Below are 23,122 nucleotides of genomic sequence, written 5' to 3'. Positions count from 1 at the left end.
GCCGCGAGCTTACCGCGGCGAACGTTGGGATGCCGCCGGGACTCCCGGTACTCCTGCCGGGGTCGCACGAGGTCCGGAGACGCCGCCAGACGAGTTCCCCGTCCCCGAGCTGTCGCCGCCGGGCGCGTTGTCAGCGAGGCCGTCACCGTCCCGTGAGACCTCGCTATCGGACAGCTCGCCATCCGGCTCCAGGAAACGGATCGGCCGGCGGGTGCGCGACGACATGCCCTTCAGCAGACGCTCCAGTTCGCGCAGAAGAAGGTCATGCGGCCGCATGCGCTCGCCCAGTACCACCGCCGCGACATGGAAACGCAGCGCCACATCCAGTTCGGCCCCTCGCGTCGGCGCCAGCCCCGACGCCACCAGCTGAACCAGTCGCGCCTGCAAAGCCGCGCGGTCGCGCACGCCTTCGAAAACCAGGCCGAATCGGCCGGCACCCAGACGCCCGGCGGGTTCGGATTCGCGTACGAAGCGCTGCAGTTTGATCACGGCACGCAAGACGGCCTGCTCGGCCATCGCATCGCCCCACGCCCGACGGATTTCGGACAGGTTCACCAGCTCGACCACCGCGACCGCCGCCGACTCGCGGCGCATCATCACGCCCGAAATCACCTGCTTGAGCTGCCGTTCGAAGGCGGCATTCGACAACAGGCCGGTCAGCGCATCCTGTTGTGTCAACCGGTTCACCCGCGCCTGCAGTACCAGCCTGTCGCTGGAGCGGGCGTTCAATGCCAGTACCAGCAGGGGCGACGCCAGCGCCACCGCGACGGCGGTACCCTCCATGGACAGCCAGCTGGCCGTGATCCAGCCCTGGATTCTCAAAATCACGAGGGCAACCGTGAGCAGCAGGGGCAGGTATGCCAGTACCACCCAACGGCCCACCGCATCGTCCCGGCGCCAGGCCAGTCCGCCGAGCACAAAACTCAGCACCGCACTCAGGACCAGCGCCGGTGTCATCGCCGCCACCTGCAGCGGCTGCTCGACCCACGGAAACGCCGCCACCAGCAGCAGGATCAGCGCACCGGCCAGCAGGGCCAGCCGGTCGGTTCGGGGATACCGTCCCGACACACTGCACAGGTGGCGAAGGAACAGGATATTGATGCCCGCGGTGGCCGCTGGCAGCACGGTGGACGCCAGATTGGCCCAACGGGGTGAGTCGTCCCACAGCAATTGGGCGGCGACCCCGGTCATCGCGGCGATGGTGAGTGTCAGCGCCGACGCATGCACCGCCGACCAGGCAAATACCTGCTCACGGTGCAAAGCCCACACGATCAGGCAGGTGACCGCCATCAGCGCCATCGTGCCGAAGACCATGCCGAGCAGGAGGTACCCGCGCTCCCGGGCCTGCTCCAGTTCGGAACTCGGTGCCACCCGCGGCACAAAACCCACCGGATACTGCTGGCGGACCTGCAGCAAGACCTCGTGTGACGCCCCGGGTGGCAAAAAAAGGTCGAACACCGGATATCGCCCGGGTCGCGCCCACTGCGCCACGGCCACCGTGTCACCCGCTTTCTGGCTGGTCCACACCCCGTCGGCACCCGGCTGATGCAGCGCCACATAGTCCAGCAAGGGCATGGCAATCTCCAGGCCCCAGGGCTGAGCCGGTCCGGCAGGCGCCTGCAGACGCAGCCACAACCACAGGGTCCGGTCTGGCCCGAGCGGATGGACCGTCTTCGCATCCACCGGCACGAAGCGTTCCTTGTGCTTTACAACCTCGGCCACCGCAGCGCCGGTGCCCGGTTCGATCCAGGCCAATCGCTGCAACACAACGGCTTCGCCGCCCCAGGCCGCCGGGGGCGCCATGCTGCCCAAGAGCCACAGCAGCACCAGGCCGAGCCGCCAGAGCGCGGCGCCGCGACCGGGCATCGGCATCTGCGCTGCCCCGCGCCCACCCGTGGCGACCGCGCCTGCCGCCATGCCTACCCGGTCCCTTTCTGCCCCGCGCGGCGCACGGTGTCGGGCGGCAGCTGGTCCATCTCGACCAGCAAGGAGGCCAGCGACCGGCCGGCCGCGTCCACAAGCGCCCGTCCCGCCTCCGCGGACGCCAAGGTCGCGTCACCGGCCGCACCGGCGGCGTTGAGATCCTGCGCCTGCCAGGCAAACCGGGCGCTGCGCCCATTGCCCAGAATGGCACAGTGCCGGGCGCGCAGTTGGGAGGTGGAATCAAACCGTGTCAGCTCCCCGGCACGAACCTGGTGCGGCGCCAGCGCCAGCATCATCGATGTCTCGACCGCGCCGGCGTGCACACCAAAGCGGTGCTCGACAGCGCCGAAGCAATCACTCACATCCGCGCCCGAGGCGTCAACCAGCGGCAACTGAAACCAGCTGGTGCTGACCACCAGCATCGAGCGCCGGGCGCGCAGGTCGCGGGCGACCACATCCAGCAGGCCAACCTGCCCTCCGTGGGTATTGAAGATCAGCAGCTTGTTCACCCCCGCCGCCGCGACACACTCGCCGATTTCAGTCCACAGGCGGATCACCGTTTCCGCCTTCAGCGTGAGGGTTCCCGCAAACGCCGCATGTTCGGGGCTGAATCCGACCGCCTGTACCGGCAGGAACAGGGCCGGAAGATCCGCCGGAAGATGCCCCACCGCCGCCTGCACGATGCCCTGGGCCAGGTCGGTGTCGACCGACAAGGGCAGATGCGGGCCATGCTGTTCGGTCGCCGCCACCGGCAGCACGGCGATGGCCCGCTCCCGATCAAGGCGGTCAAAGTCGGTGGTGGTCAACGCGGACCAGAAACGGGGCACGGCAGACATGGCAGGCATCTTACGCCCTGACACCCCAGAAAACCGGGCGCAACGGCCCCGCTGTGGTGTCCGCAACACCCCGCGCGTCGCTATCATGGCCGCCATGACCCAGGACCTGTTTCGCACCGACGCCACGCTGCGCGCATGCGCCGCCACCATCACCGCCATCACCGTCCAGGGCATCGTCCTGGACCGCACGGTGTTTTACCCGCAGGGCGGCGGGCAGGCCGGCGACAGCGGCGTGCTGGTGGGCGCCGACGGCCGCGAGCTGGCCATTGCCGACACCCGAAAGGGCAAGGATGCCGAGGGCCGTTTTGCCAGCGAAATATGCCATTTGCCAGCGTCAACCGGCGACAGTTCGCTCTCATTTCAGGACTTGTGTGCCCAGGCCGGCCTGGCCGTGGGCGACGCCGTGACGGCCCGCATCGACTGGGCGCGCCGCCACCGCATGATGCGGTTTCACACCACCACCCACCTGCTGTGCCACCTGGTGCCGCAGCTGGTGAACGGCTGCTCGATCACGCCCGACTACGCCCGGCTGGACTTTGCGATGAGCGAGCCGCTGGACAAGGACGCCCTGAACGCCGGCATCGCCGCGCTGGTGGCGGCCGCGCACCCGGTGACCGTGGGCCAGATCACCGACGCCGAACTGGACGCCAACCCGGCGCTGGTGAAAAGCATGAGCGTGCAGCCGCCGCGCGGCAGCGGCACGATCCGCACGATCAAAATTGGTGCCGCCGCCCTGATCGACCTGCAGCCCTGCGGCGGCACCCACGTGGCCAACACCGCCGAGATCGGCGCGGTGGTGGTGACCAAAATCGAAAAAAAGGCCGCCAACGCCCGCCGGGTGGTGCTGGGGTTTGCCGACTGAAGCCCGCCGACGCCCATGCAGCCGCGCAACGCCACCGGTGACTCGTTTTTCTGCTGGGACGGCGACACGCTGGTGGTCAACATCCTGGGCAAGCCGTCCTCGCGCAAGGACGAGATCGGCGAGGCCCGCGGCAACCAGCTGCGCGTCAGCGTCAAGGCCACGCCGGAAAACGGCAAGGCCACCGACTACATGGTGAAGTTCCTGGCGCCGCACTTCGGCGTGCGGCCGGCCGCCATCACCGTGGTGTTCGGGCGCGAAAACGTCAACAAACAGCTGCGCATCCATGCGCCCGCCGTGCTGCCGGCCGTTTTTGGCGACACCACGCCGCCGTGACCGGCGGGAACCAAATCGCGGCGGACCGACTCCCACCGCCCAGACCCCGATCCAGCCCCATGACCTTCCGACGTCTCCTTCGTGCCCCGCTGTTTGCTTTTGTTCTGATAGCAAACTTTCACCTTTTCACGCTGGCTCACGCCCAAAATCTTGCCAAACCAGTCGTCACCACCCCGGAAGTGCGTGCCGAGCTGATGGCGCACGCGCCCCAGGGGGTTCCCACCGGCGCCGGGGCGGACAAGGCCAGTGGCCAGCCGGTCTGGGTGGGGCTGCAGCTGGCGCACCAGCCGCACTGGCACACCTACTGGAAGAACTCGGGCGACTCCGGCCTGCCCACGGAACTGCAGTGGACGCTGCCCCCCGGCGTGCTGGCTGGGGACATCGACTGGCCGGTGCCCAAAAAGATCCCGATCGGCAACCTGGCCAACTACGGCTACGAAGGCACGGTGCTGCTGCCGGTGCCGCTGACCATCACGCCGGATTTCAAACCGCCGGTGGGCAGCGACACACTGGACGTCAGGCTCAAGGCGGCCTGGCTGGTCTGCCGCCAGGAATGTATTCCGCAGGAGGGCGAGTTTGCGCTGCGCATTCCGCTGCGCGGCTCCACCGCCCTGAACGGTGCGGTGTTTGATGCCGCGCTGGCCGCCCGGCCCCGGCCGGTCATGGGCCCGGTGGGCGGCGTGCGGCCGGACAGCCAGGTGCGCATCGACGGGGATGCGCTGGCCGTCAGCGTGCAGGGTCTGCCGGTGGCGCTGCGCGGCAAGACGCTGGACTTTTTCCCCGAAACGCCGGAAGTCATCGCCACCGCCGCCGCCTGGACCCAGGCGTGGAACGGCGGCGAATGGACGGCGCGGGTGCCGCTGTCGCCCCAGCGGGCCAACAGCCCGTCGGTGCTGCCGGTGGTGCTGGCCGCGGACGGCCAGGGCTGGCGGGCCGAACTGAAGGTGCTGGGCACCTGGCCGGCCGTGGCCGCGCCGGCCACCGTGTCGCCCGCGCTGGAGGCGGCGCTCCAGGCCAACGCGGCCAACCGCGCTCCGCCGGCCCCGCCGGCGGCCAGCGGCAGCTGGCTGGCGGCGCTGCTGGGCGCGCTGGTCGGGGGGCTGATCCTGAACCTGATGCCCTGTGTGTTCCCGGTGCTGGCAATCAAGGTGCTGGGCTTTGCGCAGCACGGCGGCGACCGGCGCGCCCACCGGCTGGCGGGGCTGGCCTACACCGCCGGGGTGGTGCTGTCGTTCCTGGCCCTGGGCGGCCTGTTGCTGGCGCTGCGCGCGGCGGGCGAGAGCCTCGGCTGGGGCTTCCAGCTGCAGAACCCGGCCGTGGTGGCGGCGCTGGCGGCGCTGTTCACCGTGATCGGGCTGAACCTGGCCGGGGTGTTCGAATTCGGCAGCGTGCTGCCCTCGTCGCTGGCCAGCCTTCAGGCCCGCCACCCGGTGGCCGATTCGTTCCTGACCGGGGTGCTGGCCGTGGCGGTGGCCTCGCCGTGTACGGCGCCGTTCATGGGCGCGTCGCTGGGCTTTGCGGTCGGTCTGCCGGCGGCGCAGGCGCTGTCGGTGTTTGCCGCCATCGGCCTGGGGCTGGCGCTGCCGTACCTGGCGGCCAGCTTCCTGCCGGCGGTGGCGCGCGCGCTGCCGCGCCCCGGTGCGTGGATGGACACCTTCCGCCGGCTGATGGCGTTTCCGATGTTTGCCACCGTGGTCTGGCTGGTGTGGGTGCTGGGCCAGCAAAGTGGCATTGACGGCGCCGGCGCGCTGCTGGCCCTGCTGGTGGCGCTGAGCTTCGTGATCTGGTCGCTGACGCTGGGCGGACGTGCACGGCCCGTCATGACTTCGGTTTCGATAGCAAGCTTTGTCCTTTTGACGCTGGGTATTGGCCAGAATGTCATCAAACTGGCCGAGCCGGCCTCGTCGGTGGCCGCCAGCACCGCCCGCTGGGCCCCCTGGGCGCCGGGCGAGGTGGACAAACGCCTGGCCGCCGGCCAGCCGGTGTTTGTGGACTTCACCGCCGCCTGGTGTGTGACCTGCCAGTACAACAAGAAAACCACCCTGGCCGACGCCGGCCTGTTGGCCGAGTTCGACGCCAAAAAAGTGCAGCTGCTGCGCGCCGACTGGACCCGGCGCGACCCGGCCATCACCGCCGCCCTGGCCCAGCTCGGCCGCAACGGGGTGCCGGTCTATGTGCTCTACGCCGCCGGCAAACCGCCGGTGGTGCTGTCCGAAATCCTCAGCGTTGGCGAGGTGCGCGCCGCGCTGGCGGGGCTGTAGTCAGCCCCCCGGTTCCGCACCGTTCGACTCTGGAGACCATGGCATGCAACGACGTTCTCTGCTTATCGCCTCGGCCACCGGCCTGGCCCTGGCCACACCGTTGACCACCTGGGCTGCCACCAGCGTCGGCCAGCCGGCGCCCGGCTTCACGCTGACCGACACGGCCGGCAAACCGGTGCGGCTGGCGGACTTCAAGGGCCGGACCGTGGTGCTGGAATGGAACAACCCCGGCTGCCCCTTTGTGCGCAAGCACTACCAGGGCAACATGCAGGCGCTGCAAAAGGAAGCCGCCGCGCAGGGCGTCGTCTGGCTGGCGATCAACTCCACCGAAACCGCCAGCGGCGACTACCTCAGCCCCGCGCAGCTGGCCCGCTGGATGCAGGACAAACAGGCCGCCCCCACCGCCACGCTGATGGACGAAGACGGCACCGCCGGCCGCGCGTATGGCGCCCGTGTGACGCCGCACATGTACATCGTCAGCGCCCAGGGCGTGCTGGTGTATGCCGGCGGCATCGACAGCATCCCGAGCGCCCGGGTGGACGACATCGCCAAAGCCACCAACTACGTGCGCCAGGCGCTGGCCGAGATCAAGGCCGGCAAACCGGTGTCGGTGACCACCAGCCAGGCGTATGGCTGCAGCGTCAAGTACAAGTCCTGATCACGCCCGATTCGACCCGGCAAAACCGTACACTGCGGCCATGAGCCGCACCCCCGACACCATCAGCACCCTGCGCGACGTGCTGCACCGCTGCCGCACGATTGCGGTGGTGGGCCTGTCGCCGCAGTGGCACCGGCCGAGCTACTTCGCCGCCAAGTACATGCAGTCGCACGGTTACCGCGTCGTGCCGGTGAACCCGCTGGTGGCGGCCGAAGGCGGCCGCATCCTGGGTGAGCGCTGCTTTGCCAGCGTGACCGAGGCCGCGCAGTCCATCGCACACGGCGGCGGGCGCATCGACATGGTGGACTGTTTTCGCAAAAGCGCCGACATCCCGCCGCTGGCCGAGGAGGCCATTGCCGCCGGCGCCCGCTGCCTGTGGCTGCAACTCGGCGTCGAAAACGAAGCTGCCGCCGAACGCGCCGAGGATGCCGGCCTGCAAGTCGTCCAGAACCGGTGCGTGAAGATCGAACACGCCCGCCTGTTCGGCGGCCTGGGCTGGGCCGGCGTGAACACCCGCGTGATCTCGGCCAAGCGGCCGCAGCAGCTGCCTTATTGAGCCGGCCCCAGCCCGACCTGACCAACCCACCGGCTGTGCCTGCCCCCCTCCGTTCGGGCTGAGCCTGTCGAAGCCCTCCCGCAGGAAGACCACAAAACCATGTCCACCTCGCCCAAGGCCACAGCAAAGAGCGCCGACCGTGATGACGCCTTCGCCAAGTTCTCCACAAAGGGCGGCGACCGCGACTACGCGTTCGCCACCCGTGCCATCCACGCTGGCGCCATTCCCGACCCGGTGACCGGCGCACGCGCCACGCCGATCCACCAGACCACCAGCTTTGTGTTCGACAGCGCCGAGCACGCGTCCAGCCTGTTCAACCTGCAGACCTTCGGCAACGTCTACAGCCGCATCAGCAACCCGACGGTGGCGGTGTTCGAGGAGCGTGTGGCCTCGCTCGAAAACGCCCGCGCCGCGCTGGCCTGCGCCAGCGGCATGGCGGCGCAGATGACGGCGCTGCTGGCCATCCTGAAGGCGGGCGACCACATCGTGGCGGCCAGCACCCTGTATGGCGGAACGGTGGGGCAGCTGGGCGTGGGGTTCTCACGGCTGGGCATCGAGACCACCTTTGTCGACCCGTCCGACCCCGACAACTTCGCCCGCGCCCTGCGCCCCACCACCCGCGCGGTGTATGGCGAGACCATCGGCAACCCGCTGGTCAACGTGCTGGACATCGCCGCCGTGGCCGAGGTGGCACACGCGCACGGTGTGCCGCTGGTCATCGACAACACGGTGGCCAGCCCGTACCTGTGCAACCCTTGCGACTGGGGCGCCGACATCGTGGTGCACAGCGCCACCAAGTACCTGGGCGGCCACGGCACCACCATGGGCGGCGTGGTGGTGGAAGGCGGCAAGTTCCCCTGGGACAACGGCAAATTCCCCGAGATGGTGGAGCCCAGCCGTGCCTACCACGGCGTGAAGTTCTACGAGACCTTTGGCGATTTCGGCTACACCATGAAGGCGCGCATGGAGGTGAACCGCACCTTCGGCGCGGTGCTGTCGCCGATGAGTGCCTGGCAGCTGCTGCAGGGCACCGAAACGCTGCACCTGCGCATGCGCGAGCACTGCCGCAACGCGCTGGCGGTGGCGAAATTCCTGCAACAGCACCCCAAGGTGCGCTGGGTCAACTACCCCGGCCTGCCGGATTCACCGTACTTCGAACTGGCGAAGAAGCAGTTCCGTGCGGTGGATGGCCAGCCGGGTGCCTCGGGCATCCTGACTTTCGGCATCGAAGGCGGCGCCGCGGCGGGCGAGCGCTTCATCGACGCCTGCGAGTTCCTGAGCCACCTGGCCAACATCGGCGACGCGAAGACGCTGGTGATTCACCCGGCGTCCACCACGCACCGGCAACTTAACGGCGAGGAACTGGCCAAGGCCGGCGTCAGCGCCGACATGGTGCGCCTGAGCGTCGGCATCGAGGACGTGGACGACATCCTCTGGGACATCGATCAGGCGCTGGCGCGCGCCACGCGGGGTGCACCATGACCGGCACCGCCACCCGGCGCGCCTTGCTGGAGCGCAGCCGCACGATTGCCGTGGTGGGTTTGTCGCCCAAAAGCTGGCGCGAGAGTTACGGCGTCTCGCGCGCCATGCAGGCTGCCGGCTGGCAGATTGTTCCGGTCAACCCGGCCGCTGGGGTCGCGCATATTCTGGACGAACGGGTGTTTGCCACCCTGACCGAGGCAGCCCGCCACCAGCCTATCGATCTGGTCAATGTCTTTCGCAATCCGGAGGACGTGCCGGCGGTGGTGCAGGAGGCCATAGCCATCGGCGCAAAGGGGGTCTGGCTCCAACTGGGCATCACCCATCCGGAGGCCGCAGCCACTGCGGAAGCGGCCGGGCTGACCGTGGTGCAGGATGCCTGCATTGCGGTCGAAATGCGGCGCAGCGGCGCCCGGCCACCAGGCTGAAGCAGTCGCGGCGCCCGAACACGCCCAAGGGGCGATGCCGGGGGCCCGTCAGGTGGCTTTGGCCGTTTTCGGCCTGGCAGCCTTGCGCGCAGGTGCTTTGGCAGACGCCGCAGCACTGTTGTCCACGGTGGCTTCGGACGTCTTGGGCGCCGCAGCGGGCCGCTTGCGGGCGGGTTTTGCCGCGGCCGGCGCAGCCGCTGGAGCGTTTGCGGGGACCGGCGCCGGTGCTGCCGCAGCCGCCACTGGGGCCGCTTTCTTTCGCGCAGGCGCTTTCCTGGGCGCTGCTGTCACGGGCGTGGCCGCTGGCGCCGCCTCGACCGGCGTTGCGACCTTTTTCCTGGCAGCCGCGGTTTTGGTTGCTCCCGGGGCACTCTTGCGGGCCGATCTGACGGGCGCCTTGTCTGCGGCGTCGGCGGTCGGGGCCGCGGAGCCCTTCCAGGTCAGGCGGGCCTTGCGGGCCAGCGCCACGACATTGGCGATGTCGGCGTCCGAATAGACCCCTTTCACGCCCGAAATGGCTGACAGCTTCATGCCGTGCTTGAGGCCGAGCTTGTAGATTTCCTTGACCTTTTCCCATTCGGTATCACGACCGATGGTGAACACCTCGAAGCGCCCCTCCAGAGCCAGCACGATGGTTTCGGCCAGGCAGGCATAGATCACATTCGGCGGCAGACCGATGCTCTTCATGCCCTTGACACGGGTCGGCAGCTCGATTTCGCCCGATTCGATGACAAGCACGTCGGGCCGCTTGGCGACCTCGGACGGCGGCAGATCCAGCGGTCGGGCCACATCGGTGATCACACATCCGGGTTTGACCCGGGTAATGTCCAGAATTTTCTTGCCGGCGCCCGAGGTGGAGGTGACGATCATGTCCATGTCACCCAGCAGTTCGTCGTAGTTGGTCGAGCACACCACATTGGCGTCGGGGGTGTCGAGCAGGATCGAGGCCTTGAGTTCGTCGAGCTTTTTCATGTCGCGGCCCGCGATCACAACTTCGTCAAAGGCCATCGCCAGCAGGCGTGCGCTGACCGATCCGATGGAGCCGGAAGCACCGATCACCATGGTCTTGGCGGGCACCCGCTTGTCGCCGGGGCTGACCTTGATCAGCCCCATGCGCCGCATGGCGTCGGCGGCCGCCCACAGGGCGCCCGATGCCGAATAGCTGTTGCCGGTGGTGATCGGAATGCGGGCGCGGCGGGCCACGGTGATGCCGGCATCACCCACAACCTTGGTGAAGGCCCCCAGGCCCATGATCTGCGCACCCAGGCGTTCGGCAATTTCGGCGGCCGCCAGCAGTCGGCGGTAGGTGAACTCGGGGCTGCGCGCAAGCATTTCCTTGGGGGTGCCGCCGACCGAAATCAGCCAGCCTTCGGCTTCCGCCCCGGTGGGCGAAACGATGTTCTCCATCTTGCAGTACACCATGGGTGGCATGTGCGCCGCCAGGGTTTCGACACGGTCCATGACAAACTTGGGCGTGCCTTTGGGGATGGGGAAACCCTTGCGGATGAATTCCTGGCTGAGCGGGTGAATGACAAACGCAAAGCGGCGGATCTTGCGGAACTTGCCGGTCGGGTGCAGCAGACGCGGCTTGAGGTTCAGTTCGTCCAGGATCTCGGTGAAATCGTCGTCAGAAACCTCGGAGGCTTCCTTGCCCAGTTTGGCCAGGACCATGGCCTCCAGGGTGCTGACCCCCACCACGCGGTCAAACAGCTTGGGCGTCACGTCCACCACCAGATTGACCTTGCAGTCCTTGAAGAACGCCAGGCGTTCGTCGTCCACCGCGGAGGTGATCAGGGTCTTGCCCTGCAGGTTGGTGCGGTTGCCGACCGCCTTGATCTCCGCGAAGGTGCCCACCACCACATGGGCGTCGGCAACGGCGTTGGAGATCCGTTTGTTCTTGAACCCCGTCAGCGCCGACTCCAGCAACTGGCCGGGCCGCCCGCTGAGAATGAAATCGCTGCCCTTGGCGTACAGCTCCAGCTTTTCGAGCGAGTTCAGCAGCACCGGCGAGCCGGTACCGAACACGGCGTCGGCAAAACTGAGGTTCGGGGTGTAGTCGGCCATGGCCACCGCCATGTCGTAGTTGCGCATGCCCGACAGGAACAACACCAGGTTGTTGTTGAAGTAATTGCCCAGCTCTTTTTGCACATGGCGGATCGCCCGCACCTGCAACAGGCGGCGCATGGTGGCGCCCGTGGTCACCGGCACCCGCGTCACGACCTTGGTCAGACGCTCGGTTTCCTTGTTGATGAGCGTGCGCAGTCCGACCTGGTAGTGGTCACTGATTTCACTCAGCGCCACCACATCGGCGCTGGCTTGCTGTCGGCGCATCAGCTCCCAGGCTTTTCCGGTGTCCATGTCGGCGCCCACCCGTTGCACGGTCATGGCCTGCCCCAGGAACTCGGTTTCGAAGCTGAAGTCCTGTTTGGACGAGCCCAGGGTGACGGTAACCACTTTTTTCATGTGTTGACTCCTCGTTGTCGGGTTGGGGTGGATTCGGGGCCGGTATGGGGTGGATCAGGCCGCGTCGGCGCCGGTCTTGCGGCGCGCGGGTCGCCGCGGCGCGGCTTTGGCGGCAGCACCGGTGCCGGCCTTGGCGGCCGTTTTGCGGGCCGGTGCAGCCGTCTTTTCCGGGCGGGGCAAGACCTTGCGGATCATCGCTTCGCATTCTTCCTGGGTCATGTAGCGGGGCACGGGATACCCGGTCATGGCCTCATGCTGGGCCGCACGGGCCAGATCGCTGATGTCTTCTTCGCGCAGCGCTGCCAGGGTTTCAGGAATGCCCAGGTCCCGGTTGAGCGCCTCCACGGCATCCAGGAAGCGGTTCGCCAGGGTTTCGGGCTCGTCCCCTTCCGTACCCAGTTTGGCCCGCACCGCCAGCTGGGCCAGTTTGTCGGTGATCGCCGGTGCGCTGAAACGCAGCACATGGGGCAGCATGATCGCGTTGGCCAGGCCATGCGGCGTGTGGTAGCGGCCGCCAAACTGGTGCGCGATGGCGTGCACATAGCCGACGTTGGCCCGAGTAAACGCAAAACCGGCGTAGGTTGAGGCCAAGGACATTTTTTCCCGGGCCTGCAGGTTGCCTCCTTCGCGGTAGGCGGTGCGCAGATTCTCGAAGATCAGGCCAACCGCCGAAAGCGCCATGCCGTCGGAATACGGCGTCTTCCAGTTGCCGACAAAAGCCTCGATCGCATGGGTCAGCGCATCGATACCGGTGGCGGCCGTCACCGCAGGCGGCAGCCCGGTCATCAGCGACGGGTCCAGCGCGGCCATCTTGGGCACGATCCGCGGATCGACAATGACCAGCTTGCGACCCCGTTCCGGGTCGGAAATCACCGCCGCCACCGTCACTTCGGAGCCGGTCCCGGCCGTGGTGGGCACCGCATAGATGCGCACCGGCGTACGCAGGCCTTTGAAGTACCCGGCCAGCTGGCGCAGCGGCTTGGGGTTGGCCACGGCAACCGCAATGGCCTTGGACGCATCCATCGCCGAGCCGCCGCCAAAAGCGACGATGGCATCGCAGTCATGCTCCTGGAAGAAGGCTATGCCCTCCTCGATCAGCGGAATCGGCGCGTCGGGCGTGATCTTGTCAAAAACGACAAATCGGGCGCCGCCGGCTTCGAGGGCTTCGGTCAACGGCTTGAGCAGGCCCAGCCGGGAAATGATCGCGTCGGTCACCACCAGGATCTTGCGGTGACCAAAACCAGCCACCGCCTGACCCAGGCGGGCGCTGGAACCGGGGCCGACCAACAGGGTCGGTTGCGGAATCGGAATGAAACGGGTCACCATTCCGGCGCCGCGCATCAAGGCGCTCAGGCCGCTGGCCCGCAGGGAGTCACTCATCAGGTCGGCAATCATGGGTCTCTTTCTTAAAGCTGGCGCGGTCTGGCAGCCCAAACGGCGCAGTATGCCCGTGTCAATCCGGTTTGAAAAAGAGGGGAATACCTAAGGCACCCCCGCGTAAACCCTGAAGCGGCGACGCGAACCGGCTGCGCCCGGAGCACCGAACGGGGCAACCGCGCCGGCAAGCAGGGCCCGCCCGGAGAATATGATTTTTATAGCATAAGGCGACCTTTTTACGCTGGGTATTGGCCAAAAATGGCCAAAACACCGCCCCAACAGGCGTGGAGGGTGTCGCGACTCGGCGTAGCGGGCCCTTTCCGGTCCGGCCGGGCGTACTGCCCGGACTTTTTCACAATCTGAAGCGCCCCTGACCCCTCGTGGGCCGGCGCGTCAAGGTCAGTCTCTCCACCCGCCATGGAAAAGCTAAGTATTTGATTTGTCGATGTTTTGTCGCACTGCCCGAAAAACCGGCAGCCCGATGCAAGGCTTGATTTTCAAGGCCCTGGAAGCACTCCCCACGGCTTTTCAACAAAGTTATCCACAGATTGGCTGAACTGTTCCGAAAAACTCTCTTGCTGCTTGCACTTAGCGTCGATTCCTCTAATGATGGTGAGATCGCGGCGATCCCTGTCGCGTCGTTCTTGCGCGCCACCGGCCCGGGCGCTGGGCGGCGGTCAAATCGCTCCTGCGACAATTCAGGCCATGAGCCTGACCTTCGCCCCCCTGAAAAACGACACCTTCCTGCGCGCCTGCCTGCGCCAGGCCACCGACTACACCCCGCTGTGGCTGATGCGCCAGGCTGGCCGTTACCTGCCCGAGTACTGCGCCACCCGCGCCAAGGCTGGCAGCTTCATGGGCCTGGCCACCAACGTGGACTACGCCACCGAAGTGACGCTGCAGCCGCTGGAGCGTTATCCGCTGGATGCGGCCATTCTGTTCAGTGACATCCTCACCGTGCCCGACGCGATGGGCCTGGGCCTGTCGTTCGCCCTGGGCGAAGGCCCGCGTTTCGCCTCGCCGGTGCGCGACGAGGCCGCCGTGACCGCGCTGCAGGTGCCGGACATGGACAAGCTGCGCTACGTGACCGACGCCGTCACCTCGATCCGCAAGGCGCTGGACGGGCGTGTGCCGCTGATCGGCTTTTCCGGCAGCCCCTGGACGCTGGCCTGTTACATGGTCGAAGGCAAAGGCAGCGACGACTACCGCCTGGTCAAGACCATGCTCTATTCCCGCCCGGACCTGATGCACCGCATGTTGCAGGTCAACGCCGACGCCGTGGCGGCGTATCTGAACGCGCAGATCGATGCCGGCGCGCAGGCCGTGATGATTTTCGACAGTTGGGGCGGGGTGCTGGCCGACGGCGCCTTCCAGACCTTCAGCCTGGCCTACACCGCGCGCGTGCTGGCGCAGCTCAAGCGCCACGGCGTCGATGGCCAGATCGTGCCACGCATCGTCTTCACCAAAGGCGGCGGATTGTGGCTGAAAGACATGAAAGCCCTCGACTGCGAAGTGCTGGGTCTGGACTGGACCATGAATCTGGGGACCGCGCGACAGATCGTCGGTGGCGACGTCGGCGGCCCGGGCAAGGCACTGCAGGGCAACATCGACCCCAACGTGCTGTTTGCGCCACCCGAAGCGATCCGCACCGAGGTGCGCCGGGTGCTGGACAGCTTTGGCCTGCCGCATACCGACCGGAGCACCCGCGGGCCGACCCAGATCTTCAACCTGGGCCACGGCATCAGCCAGTACACCCCCCCCGAGCATGTGGCCCATCTGGTCGACGAAGTCCATCGCCATTCCCGCGATCTGCGCTCCTAGCACAAAAACGGCGGCGCAAAAGGCTTCTTATGCACAAAAAATGTGACGCGGCGCAACAGGCAGATGTTTTGTACGCTGCACCCGCTCCCAAAGCCGTAGCACCGCTAAGTGCTTGATTCATATAGGATTGAGAAAGCTGCTTTTTTGGCGGGCAGGCCGTCGGAAGCCTTGATTTTCAAGGCTTTGGCGCGGGTCCGAAGGGGATTTCAACAAAGTTATCCACAGTTTCCCGGGATTTCCCGGAAAGCTTTGGGGAATCAAGTACTTAGCAGCGAATTCGCCTGAAAGTATTCATTTTCAGACTCGGCTCCACGCATGCGCTCCTCCTGTTGGCTCTCGGTTCTGGTGGCTTTGCCCGCCCACAGCAGCCACAACGGGCCGCTGACCTACACCAGTGAGTGCCCACTCGCGCCCGGCAGCCTGGTGCGCGTCCCCCTGGGCTCGCGGGACGTGCCCGGCATCGTCTGGGGACCCTTGGCGGCGGCGCCGGACCATATCGATCCATCCACCCTCCGGCCGGTGACCGCCCACCTGGACTCGGTCCCGGCCTTGTCTCCGGCCTGGTTGCGTCTGGTGGATTTTGCGGCCAGCTATTACCAGCGCAGCCCCGGCGAGCTGGCCTTGTCAGTCCTGCCCCCGAGCCTGCGCGATCTCACCCCGGTCCAGATGGGTCGCCGCCTGCGCCGTGCGCTGCCGCCGTCCGGCGCCGCGGGCAGCGATGCCCCGCCGTCCGAGCCGGCCCGCACCCTCAGCCCTGGCCAGGCCGCGGCGCTGACGGCGATCCGTGACGGCCCGGGGCCTTTCCTGGTGCATGGCGCAACCGGCAGCGGCAAAACCGAGGTCTATCTGCAAGCGGCCACCGACCTGCTGCGCACCGACCCGCGGGCGCAGGTGCTTTTTCTGGTCCCCGAAATCAATCTGACACCCCAGTTTCAGGAACGGCTGGTGCGCCGCTTTGCGCCCGAGTTCGGCCCGCAGGCGGTCGTGACGCAGCACAGCGCCATGACGCCGGCCCGGCGACTCGCCAGCTGGCTGGCGGCGCACACCGGCAGCGCCCGGGTGGTGCTGGGAACCCGACTCGCGGTGTTCGCCTCGATGCCCTGGCTGAGGCTGGTGGTTGTCGACGAGGAACACGACCCCAGCTACAAACAGCAAGAGGGGGCCCGCTACTCCGCCCGGGACCTGGCGGTCTACCGCGGCAAGCTCGAAGGCGCCACCGTGATCCTCGGTTCGGCAACGCCAAGCCTGGAAAGCTGGTACCTCAGCCGGCCGGCCAGCGAAGGCGGCCGCTACCTGCGCCTGTCCATGCCCGAGCGAATCGGCGCCGGTGCACTGCCCGTGGTGCGACGGGTGGACATGAACCGCCAAAGCCGCCATGCCTTGTTGTCCGCACCACTGATCGAGGCGCTGCGCGAGCGCATCACGCGTCAGGAACAATCGCTGTTGCTGCTCAACCGACGCGGCTATGCACCGGTTCTGCATTGCACCGACTGCGGCTGGAAGAGCGAATGCCCCCACTGCAGCGCCTACCGGGTCTTCCACAAACACGACCGCACCTTGCGCTGCCACCACTGCGGCTTCACCCAGCCGGTGCCGCGGGCCTGCCCGGCCTGTGGCAACCCGGACATTCGGCCACTCGGTCGGGGTACCGAACGGCTGGAAGAGATGCTCGCCGAAACCTTGAGCACCACCCTGCGACCCGACGGCACTCCGGTACGTATCGCCCGCATCGATGCCGACACCACGCGCCACACCGGCGCACTGGAAAGCCAGCTCGCCGCCGTCCATGCCGGCGAGGTCGACATCCTGGTCGGCACCCAGATGGTCGCGAAAGGCCACGATTTCCGACGCATGACGCTGGTGGCGGCGATCAACCCCGACGGAGCCCTTTTTTCCAGTGACTTTCGCGCGCCGGAACGGCTGTTTGCCCTGTTGATGCAGGCCGGCGGCCGCGCCGGTCGCGATGCCCAACACGCGGGCCGCAGCGAAATGTGGGTGCAGACCTTCCACCCGTCGCATCCGGTTTTTGAGGCACTCAAGCGGCACGACTACCCGGCGTTTGCCGCGTCACAGCTGGCGCAAAGGGCCCAGGCCGGCCTGCCGCCTTTCCTGTTTCAGGCCTTGCTGCGTGCCGATGCGGCGACCCAGGAGCAGGCGCAGGAATTCCTCAACGACGCCAGCAGCCTGGCCGAAGAACATCTGGCGGCGCTGCTGGGCGCCATCACCCGCTACCCGGCCGTGCCCTTGCTGATGCAACGGGTGGCCAATGTCGAACGGGCGCAGCTGCTGGTGGAAAGCCCGTCGCGGCCCGCCTTGCAGCGGTTTGTCGCCGCCTGGCAACCCCTGCTGCAATCGCTGCGGGCCCAGCCGCGACACCGCCGCATTCAGCGCTGGGCGGTTGACATCGATCCGCTGGCGATCTGAAGGCCGTGCCGCTGCGGCCTCACGCGCGCCGCCGATCAACCCGGCCCAGGTTCATCACCTTGTTCCAGGCGGCGACAAAGTCGCGGACGAACTTGGCACCGTTGTCGCACTGGGCATAGACCTCGGCGATGGCCCGCAGCTGCGAGTTGGATCCGAAAGCCAGGTCCACACGGGTCGCGGTCCATCGGGGAGCGCCCGTCTTTCGGTCGCTGCCCTGGTACAGGTTGTCGCCGGCCGGCGTCCACGCCGTGCCCATGTCCACCAGGTTGGTGAAGAAGTCGGTCGTCAGCTGACCCGGACGCTGCGTGAACACCCCGTGCTGCGAGCCTCCGTGGTTGGCGCCGAGCACGCGCAAGCCACCGACGAGCACCGTCATCTCCGGGGCGGACAGGGTCAGCAGCTGTGCCTTGTCGATCAGCATCGCTTCGGGCGAAACGCTGAACGCCTTCCGGCGCCAGTTGCGAAAACCGTCGGCCACCGGTTCGAGCACGGCAAAGGAATCCGCGTCGGTCTGCTCGGCCGTGGCGTCGGTGCGGCCGGGAACGAAAGGCACCTCCACCATCTGCCCGGCGGCCCGGGCGGCAGCTTCCACACCCGCGTTGCCCGCCAGCACAATCAGGTCGGCCAGCGACACCTTCTTGCCGCCGCTGGCGTCGGCGTTGAAGCCGCGCTGGATGTCCTCCAGCACGGTGAGCACCTTGGCCAGTTGCGTCGGCTGGTTGACGTCCCAGTCTTTCTGCGGGGCCAGGCGGATGCGGGCCCCGTTGGCACCGCCGCGTCTGTCGCTGCCGCGGTATGTGGAAGCCGAAGCCCAGGCGGTCGAGACCAGCTCGCTCACCGAAAGGCCGCTGGCGAGCACACGGGCCTTGAGCGCCGCGGCGTCGGCGGCATCAATCAGCGGGTGGTCCACCGGCGGCACCGGGTCTTGCCAGATCAGGTCTTCGGCGGGCACCTCGGGGCCGAGGTACAGCGCCTTCGGCCCCATGTCGCGGTGGGTCAGCTTGAACCAGGCGCGGGCGTAGGCGTCAGCGAACTCGTCAGGATGGGCCAGGAAGTGGCGGGAGATTTTTTCGTAGGCCGGGTCAAAGCGCAGCGACAGGTCGGCCGTCGTCATGTGCGGCGCGTGCTTCTTGCTTGGGTCATGGGCGTCGGGAATCATGTCCTCGGGATCCACGTTCTGCGCTTCCCACTGGATGGCCCCGGCGGCTGTGGTCATCTGTTTCCACTCGTACTTGAACAGCACCTTGAAGTAGCCCATGTCCCACTGGGTGGGGTTGGGTTTCCACGCGCCTTCGAAGCCGCTGGTGGTCGTGTCGCCGCCCTTGCCGCTGCCGTGCCGGTTCTTCCAGCCGAAGCCCATCTCCTCCAGCGGCGCGGCTTCCGGCTCGGGCCCGACCAGGGCCGCATCGCCGGCGCCGTGCATCTTGCCGAAGGTGTGGCCGCCAGCCACCAGGGCCATGGTTTCGTAGTCGTTCATGGCCATGCGGGCGAAGGTCTCGCGCACGTCACGGCCGCTGGCCACCGGATCGGGCTTGCCGTCGGGGCCCTGCGGGTTCACGTAGATCAGGCCCATCTGCACGGCGGCCAGCGGGTTTTCCAGCGCGCGATCACCGCTGTACCGGCTGTCGGGTTTGTCGCTGGTGGCCAGCCATTCCTTTTCTGCGCCCCAGTAGATGTCTTCTTCGGGTGCCCAGATGTCGGCGCGGCCGCCGCCGAAACCGAAGGTCCTGAAACCCATGGTTTCCATGGCCACGTTGCCGGCCAGGATGAACAGGTCAGCCCAGGAGATGGCGTTGCCGTACTTCTGCTTGATGGGCCACAGCAGGCGGCGGCCCTTGTCGAGGTTGCCGTTGTCGGGCCAGCTGTTCAGCGGCGCGAAGCGCTGATTGCCGGTGTTGGCGCCGCCGCGGCCATCGGCCGTACGGTAGGTGCCCGCGGCGTGCCAGGCCAGCCGGATGAACAGGCCGCCGTAGTGCCCGTAGTCGGCCGGCCACCAGTCCTGGCTCTGGGTCATCAGATCGGCCAGGTCTTTCTTGAGCGCCGGGTAGTCGAGCTTGTTGAAGGCCTCGGCGTAGTCGAAGTCCGGGTCCATCGGGTTGGACACCGGCTGGTGCTGGTGCAGGATGGCCAGGTTCAGCTGGTTGGGCCACCAGTCGGCGTTGGAGCGGGCGCCGTGTGTGGCACGGACGCCCCCGGCGGAGTGGAAGGGACACTGGGCTGGGGCTGGGGCTGCGGATGGACTCATGGTGATCTCCTGACGCGGTGAGGGAAGGGACAACGATTCCGGCGGAACCTCAGAACACGGCAGCCTGTGCCGCAAGCAGGTCGAGCCAGTGGCCCGGCAGCGGCGAAACATCGAACCAGGATTTCATGTCAGGCTCCAGCGGAATCGGGAACCTGAACTTTAGACAATACCAATCGACGGGTCGAATTGATTGGTTTTATCAATGCAATAGCCATCCCCCGCGGCGTCCGGAGATCCGGCTTCAGACCAGCAGGGCAACGGCGGCGGAAAACGTGAAAAATGCAGCCGCCGTCGACACCAGGATGATGCGGGCAATGCGGCCGTTGTCGGCGTCAAAGCGCTCGGCCAGCAGCGAGACATTGCTCGCACTGGGCAGGGCCGCGATGAGCACCATGACCGTCAGCGCGGCCCGATCCAGCCCCAGTCCCGCCTGGACCACGGTGGCACCGAGCAGCAGCACCAGCAGCGGATGGACCAGCAGCTTGATCAGCGCAACCGGCAGGTAATCGCGCAACAGCGATGGATGGGGTCGGTGGGAATGGGCGACCATCTGCGAACGTGCCAGCACGGCGCCGATGGTGAACAGCGCCACCGGCGATGCGGCATCGGCCAGCAGCCCCACGGTTTTCCCGACCGGCCCGGGCAGGGCCAGACCGGCAGCAGAAGCGAGAGCACCCAGCAAGATGGCCCAGGGCATCGGGTTGCGCAGCATGCCCTTGAGCGCATTTTTCGCCGCCACCGCCATGCCGTGCTCGTCGGCGCCGTCAAGCCGGGACAACGCAATACACAGCGAGGTGGTGATGATCATGTCCACCATGATGGTGACAATGATCGGCCCGGCGGCCGACGGCCCCAGCAGAGCCACCAGGAGGGGCACCCCCATGAATCCGGTATTGGGGAACGCGGCCACCAGGGCGCCGAAGGACGCATCGTTCCAGCCGATGCGGCTGTTCAGACTGATGGCCACGGTAAACGCAACGATCACCAGCGCGCAAACCAGCCAGGTAAAAAACACGCCCGGGTCCAGCAACTGCGCAATCGGCGTGCTCGCACCGAAGCGATACAACATGCAAGGCAGGGCAAAGAACAGGACAAAGCCGTTCAGGCCCGGTATGGCTTCCAGCGGCAACATGCGGCGCCGGGCCGCGATGTAACCCGCCAGCACCAGGGCAAAGAAGGGAAAGGTGACGATGAAGACGGAAAACACCGCGGCATTGTCGCCGCAAGCCGCTCGGCGCGCCGGGGGACTGGCCGGTATGATTCGCCGCTTTGCGCCCGCCTGCCTTCGCCTGTCGCGACGGCGGACGCCCACCACCCCACCATGACCGCCGGACTCAACCTCGCCCAGCAGGAGGCCGTGAACTACCTGCACGGGCCGTGCCTGGTGCTGGCCGGGGCCGGCTCGGGCAAGACGCGGGTCATCACCCACAAGATCGCGCGGCTGATCCAGGCCGGGCTGGAGCCCAAACGCATCGCGGCCATCACCTTCACCAACAAGGCGGCCGCCGAAATGCGCGAACGCGCCAAGGGGCTGATCGGCCGCGACGCAAAACACGTGGTGATCTGCACCTTCCACGCGCTGGGCGTGCGCCTGATGCGCGAAGACGGCGCAGCCCTGGGCCTCAAGCCCCAGTTCAGCATCCTGGACAGCGACGACGTGACCAGCCTGCTCAAGGATTGCGGCGGCACCACCGACGCCGCCACCGCGCGCCACTGGCAATGGACCATCAGCCTGTGGAAGAACCAGGGCCTGAACGCCGAGAAGGCCCTGGCCCAGGCACGCGACGAGGACGAACGCCAGACCGCCGTGATCATGGCCCGCTACGAAGAGCGCCTGTCGGCCTACCAGAGCGTGGACTTCGACGACCTGATCGGCCTGCCGCTGAAGCTGCTGGCCGACTTTCCCGAGGTTCGCGCCAAATGGCAGGCGGCGCTGGGCCATGTGCTGGTGGACGAGTACCAGGACACCAACGCCACCCAGTACGAGGTGCTGCGCCACCTGGTGGGCGAGCGCGGGCGCTTCACCGCCGTGGGCGACGACGACCAGTCCATCTACGGCTGGCGGGGCGCCACGCTGGACAACCTGAAAAAGCTGCCGCAGGACTTTCCGAAGCTCAAGGTCATCAAGCTGGAGCAGAACTACCGCTCCACCAGCGCCATCTTGCGCGCGGCCAACAACGTGATCGGCCCCAACCCCAAGCTGTTTCCCAAGACCCTGTTTTCCGAGCTGGGCGAGGGTGAACCGGTGCGGGTGGTCGATGCCGACCACGAGGAACACGAGGCCGAGCGGGTCGTGGCGCGCATCCGCTCGCTGCAGGCCAGCGCCCGGGACAAGGAATTCAGGGATTTCGCCATCCTGTACCGCGCCAACCACATGGCCAAGGTGTTCGAGCAGGCCCTGCGGCGCGCGAACATCCCCTACAAGGTCTCGGGCGGGCAGAGCTTTTTTGACCGCGCCGAGATCCGCGACCTGTGCGCCTGGTTCCGGCTGTGGATCAACAACGACGACGACCCGGCGTTCCTGCGCGCCGTCACCACCCCCAAACGCGGCATCGGCCACCAGACGCTGCAGAGCCTGGGCAACTTTGCCGGCCAGTACAGGCTCAGCCTGTTCGAGGCGCTGTTCAGCCACAGCCTGCCCGGGGTGCTGGGCGCGCGGGCGGTGGGCAGCCTGCACGAGTTCGGGCGCTATGTGAACGAGCTTCAGTACCGCGCCCGCCACACCCACGGCGCCGAAGGCGCCCGTGCCTTCCTGGCCGACTGGCTGAAAGACATCGGCTACGAAAAGCACCTGCTGGACAGCGACGACAACGACAAGGTCGCCGCCGCGCGCTGGTCCAACGTGCTGGAGTTCTGCGACTGGATGGCCGGGCGCTGCGGCGGCCAGATCGACGATGGCGCCGACAGCGCACTGAGCGCCGCCGGGCCGCCCCAAGGCGCGAACGCCCCCGCGGGGGGCAGCGAAACACGCGCAGCGGGGAGCGTGGGGGCCCGTTCCCTTCTGGAGGTCGCCCAAACCATCTCGCTGCTGTCCACGCTGAGCGAGCGCGAGCAGGACCAGAACGTCGTGACGCTGTCCACGCTGCACGCCGCCAAAGGCCTGGAGTGGCCGCATGTGATGCTGGTCGGCGTGAACGAAGGCCTGCTGCCGTTCAAGCTGGGCGACGAAGACGACGAACCCGGCGCCACGCCGGCCGACGACGTGCTGCAGCGCCTGCAGGAAGAGCGCCGCCTGATGTACGTGGGCATCACCCGCGCGCAGCGCACGCTGGCGGTGAGCTGGACCAAACGCCGCAAGAAAGGCCGTGAGGTGGTGCCGGCGCGCCCGAGCCGCTTCATTGCCGAAATGGCGCTGAACCCGGCCACGGTGAAGGAAGACCCGCGCGAAAAGCTCAAGGCGCTGCGCGCGGAGTTCGCCCGCAAGGCGCAAGACGCCCATTCGGCCAAGGTGTGATC

16 protein-coding genes are annotated in these 23,122 nt (G+C 67.3%); 10 read left to right on the top strand and 6 right to left on the bottom strand.

The annotated features are described in order from the left end of the window. Nucleotides 1–9: 9 nt before the first annotated feature. Nucleotides 10–1,872, bottom strand: coding sequence for a sensor domain-containing diguanylate cyclase (locus tag AC2EBU_RS16795; protein WP_484611599.1), 1,863 nt, complete (start codon nucleotides 1,870–1,872; stop codon nucleotides 10–12). A 47-nt stretch (nucleotides 1,873–1,919) separates the two neighbouring features. Beyond that, nucleotides 1,920–2,768, bottom strand: a complete 849-nt coding sequence (locus AC2EBU_RS16790; RefSeq protein ID WP_484611598.1) for a creatininase family protein — start codon at nucleotides 2,766–2,768, stop codon at nucleotides 1,920–1,922. A gap of 85 nt (nucleotides 2,769–2,853) precedes the next feature. Between AC2EBU_RS16790 and AC2EBU_RS16785 the strand changes: the two genes are divergently transcribed. The 7 genes from AC2EBU_RS16785 (at nucleotide 2,854) to AC2EBU_RS16755 (ending at nucleotide 9,336) form a co-directional block, all read left to right on the top strand. Beyond that, nucleotides 2,854–3,621 carry an alanyl-tRNA editing protein gene (locus AC2EBU_RS16785; protein WP_484611597.1) on the top strand — a complete coding sequence of 256 codons (768 nt, stop codon included), beginning with the start codon at nucleotides 2,854–2,856 and terminating at the stop codon, nucleotides 3,619–3,621. Between the two features lie 15 nt (nucleotides 3,622–3,636). After that, nucleotides 3,637–3,954 carry a DUF167 domain-containing protein gene (locus tag AC2EBU_RS16780; RefSeq protein ID WP_484611596.1) on the top strand — a complete coding sequence of 106 codons (318 nt, stop codon included), beginning with the start codon at nucleotides 3,637–3,639 and terminating at the stop codon, nucleotides 3,952–3,954. A gap of 59 nt (nucleotides 3,955–4,013) precedes the next feature. Further along, nucleotides 4,014–6,215 (top strand): protein-disulfide reductase DsbD family protein, encoded by a 2,202-nt coding sequence (locus AC2EBU_RS16775; protein WP_484611595.1) that lies wholly within the window; start codon nucleotides 4,014–4,016, stop codon nucleotides 6,213–6,215. Between the two features lie 43 nt (nucleotides 6,216–6,258). Then, complete coding sequence (locus AC2EBU_RS16770) at nucleotides 6,259–6,873, top strand: thioredoxin family protein (protein ID WP_484611594.1); 615 nt, start codon at nucleotides 6,259–6,261, stop codon at nucleotides 6,871–6,873. Nucleotides 6,874–6,913: 40 nt separating this feature from the next. Then, nucleotides 6,914–7,429, top strand: coding sequence for a CoA-binding protein (locus AC2EBU_RS16765; protein WP_484611593.1), 516 nt, complete (start codon nucleotides 6,914–6,916; stop codon nucleotides 7,427–7,429). A gap of 99 nt (nucleotides 7,430–7,528) precedes the next feature. Beyond that, on the top strand, nucleotides 7,529–8,911 hold the full coding sequence (locus tag AC2EBU_RS16760; RefSeq protein ID WP_484611592.1) for an O-acetylhomoserine aminocarboxypropyltransferase/cysteine synthase family protein: 1,383 nt from the start codon (nucleotides 7,529–7,531) through the stop codon (nucleotides 8,909–8,911). Further along, nucleotides 8,908–9,336 (top strand): CoA-binding protein, encoded by a 429-nt coding sequence (locus tag AC2EBU_RS16755; protein WP_484611591.1) that lies wholly within the window; start codon nucleotides 8,908–8,910, stop codon nucleotides 9,334–9,336. The genes AC2EBU_RS16760 and AC2EBU_RS16755 overlap by 4 nt, the downstream gene beginning before the upstream one ends. Nucleotides 9,337–9,384: 48 nt before the next feature. Here AC2EBU_RS16755 and AC2EBU_RS16750 read toward each other — a convergent pair whose 3' ends face one another. Further along, the gene (locus tag AC2EBU_RS16750) at nucleotides 9,385–11,799 is read right to left on the bottom strand and encodes a dehydrogenase (RefSeq protein WP_484611590.1); all 2,415 of its coding nucleotides are present in this window, start codon (nucleotides 11,797–11,799) and stop codon (nucleotides 9,385–9,387) included. Nucleotides 11,800–11,853: 54 nt separating this feature from the next. Beyond that, the gene (locus tag AC2EBU_RS16745; RefSeq protein WP_484611589.1) at nucleotides 11,854–13,194 is read right to left on the bottom strand and encodes an iron-containing alcohol dehydrogenase; all 1,341 of its coding nucleotides are present in this window, start codon (nucleotides 13,192–13,194) and stop codon (nucleotides 11,854–11,856) included. Nucleotides 13,195–13,887: 693 nt separating this feature from the next. Here AC2EBU_RS16745 and hemE point away from each other — a divergent pair. Both hemE and priA read left to right on the top strand, forming a co-directional pair. Next, entirely contained in the window at nucleotides 13,888–14,997 is a 1,110-nt protein-coding gene (gene hemE / locus AC2EBU_RS16740) for a uroporphyrinogen decarboxylase (RefSeq protein ID WP_484611616.1), read from the top strand. A gap of 315 nt (nucleotides 14,998–15,312) precedes the next feature. Then, entirely contained in the window at nucleotides 15,313–17,421 is a 2,109-nt protein-coding gene (gene priA, locus AC2EBU_RS16735) for a replication restart helicase PriA (RefSeq protein ID WP_484611588.1), read from the top strand. 19 nt (nucleotides 17,422–17,440) lie between these two features. Here the strand turns inward: priA and katG are convergent, their stop codons facing one another. Then, nucleotides 17,441–19,666 carry a catalase/peroxidase HPI gene (katG, locus tag AC2EBU_RS16730; RefSeq protein ID WP_484611587.1) on the bottom strand — a complete coding sequence of 742 codons (2,226 nt, stop codon included), beginning with the start codon at nucleotides 19,664–19,666 and terminating at the stop codon, nucleotides 17,441–17,443. A 241-nt stretch (nucleotides 19,667–19,907) separates the two neighbouring features. Further along, nucleotides 19,908–20,873 (bottom strand): AEC family transporter, encoded by a 966-nt coding sequence (locus AC2EBU_RS16725; protein WP_484611586.1) that lies wholly within the window; start codon nucleotides 20,871–20,873, stop codon nucleotides 19,908–19,910. 114 nt (nucleotides 20,874–20,987) lie between these two features. Between AC2EBU_RS16725 and AC2EBU_RS16720 the strand changes: the two genes are divergently transcribed. After that, on the top strand, nucleotides 20,988–23,120 hold the full coding sequence (locus AC2EBU_RS16720) for an ATP-dependent helicase (protein WP_484611585.1): 2,133 nt from the start codon (nucleotides 20,988–20,990) through the stop codon (nucleotides 23,118–23,120). The last annotated feature ends 2 nt before the right edge of the window (nucleotides 23,121–23,122 follow it).

The organism is Curvibacter sp. T50 (assembly GCF_057219955.1).
Note: the sequence above shows the minus strand (reverse complement) of the source record. Positions and strands in the feature narration are given on the sequence as shown.

Bases quoted from the DNA above. Each gene is read 5' to 3' on its own strand.
- AC2EBU_RS16795 (WP_484611599.1), bottom strand. From the start codon at position 1,872: ATGCCGATGCCCGGTCGCGGCGCCGCGCTCTGGCGGCTCGGCCTGGTG.
- AC2EBU_RS16790 (WP_484611598.1), bottom strand. From the start codon at position 2,768: ATGCCTGCCATGTCTGCCGTGCCCCGTTTCTGGTCCGCGTTGACCACC.
- AC2EBU_RS16785 (WP_484611597.1), top strand. From the start codon at position 2,854: ATGACCCAGGACCTGTTTCGCACCGACGCCACGCTGCGCGCATGCGCC.
- AC2EBU_RS16780 (WP_484611596.1), top strand. From the start codon at position 3,637: ATGCAGCCGCGCAACGCCACCGGTGACTCGTTTTTCTGCTGGGACGGC.
- AC2EBU_RS16775 (WP_484611595.1), top strand. From the start codon at position 4,014: ATGACCTTCCGACGTCTCCTTCGTGCCCCGCTGTTTGCTTTTGTTCTG.
- AC2EBU_RS16770 (WP_484611594.1), top strand. From the start codon at position 6,259: ATGCAACGACGTTCTCTGCTTATCGCCTCGGCCACCGGCCTGGCCCTG.
- AC2EBU_RS16765 (WP_484611593.1), top strand. From the start codon at position 6,914: ATGAGCCGCACCCCCGACACCATCAGCACCCTGCGCGACGTGCTGCAC.
- AC2EBU_RS16760 (WP_484611592.1), top strand. From the start codon at position 7,529: ATGTCCACCTCGCCCAAGGCCACAGCAAAGAGCGCCGACCGTGATGAC.
- AC2EBU_RS16755 (WP_484611591.1), top strand. From the start codon at position 8,908: ATGACCGGCACCGCCACCCGGCGCGCCTTGCTGGAGCGCAGCCGCACG.
- AC2EBU_RS16750 (WP_484611590.1), bottom strand. From the start codon at position 11,799: ATGAAAAAAGTGGTTACCGTCACCCTGGGCTCGTCCAAACAGGACTTC.
- AC2EBU_RS16745 (WP_484611589.1), bottom strand. From the start codon at position 13,194: ATGATTGCCGACCTGATGAGTGACTCCCTGCGGGCCAGCGGCCTGAGC.
- priA (WP_484611588.1), top strand. From the start codon at position 15,313: ATGCGCTCCTCCTGTTGGCTCTCGGTTCTGGTGGCTTTGCCCGCCCAC.
- katG (WP_484611587.1), bottom strand. From the start codon at position 19,666: ATGAGTCCATCCGCAGCCCCAGCCCCAGCCCAGTGTCCCTTCCACTCC.
- AC2EBU_RS16720 (WP_484611585.1), top strand. From the start codon at position 20,988: ATGACCGCCGGACTCAACCTCGCCCAGCAGGAGGCCGTGAACTACCTG.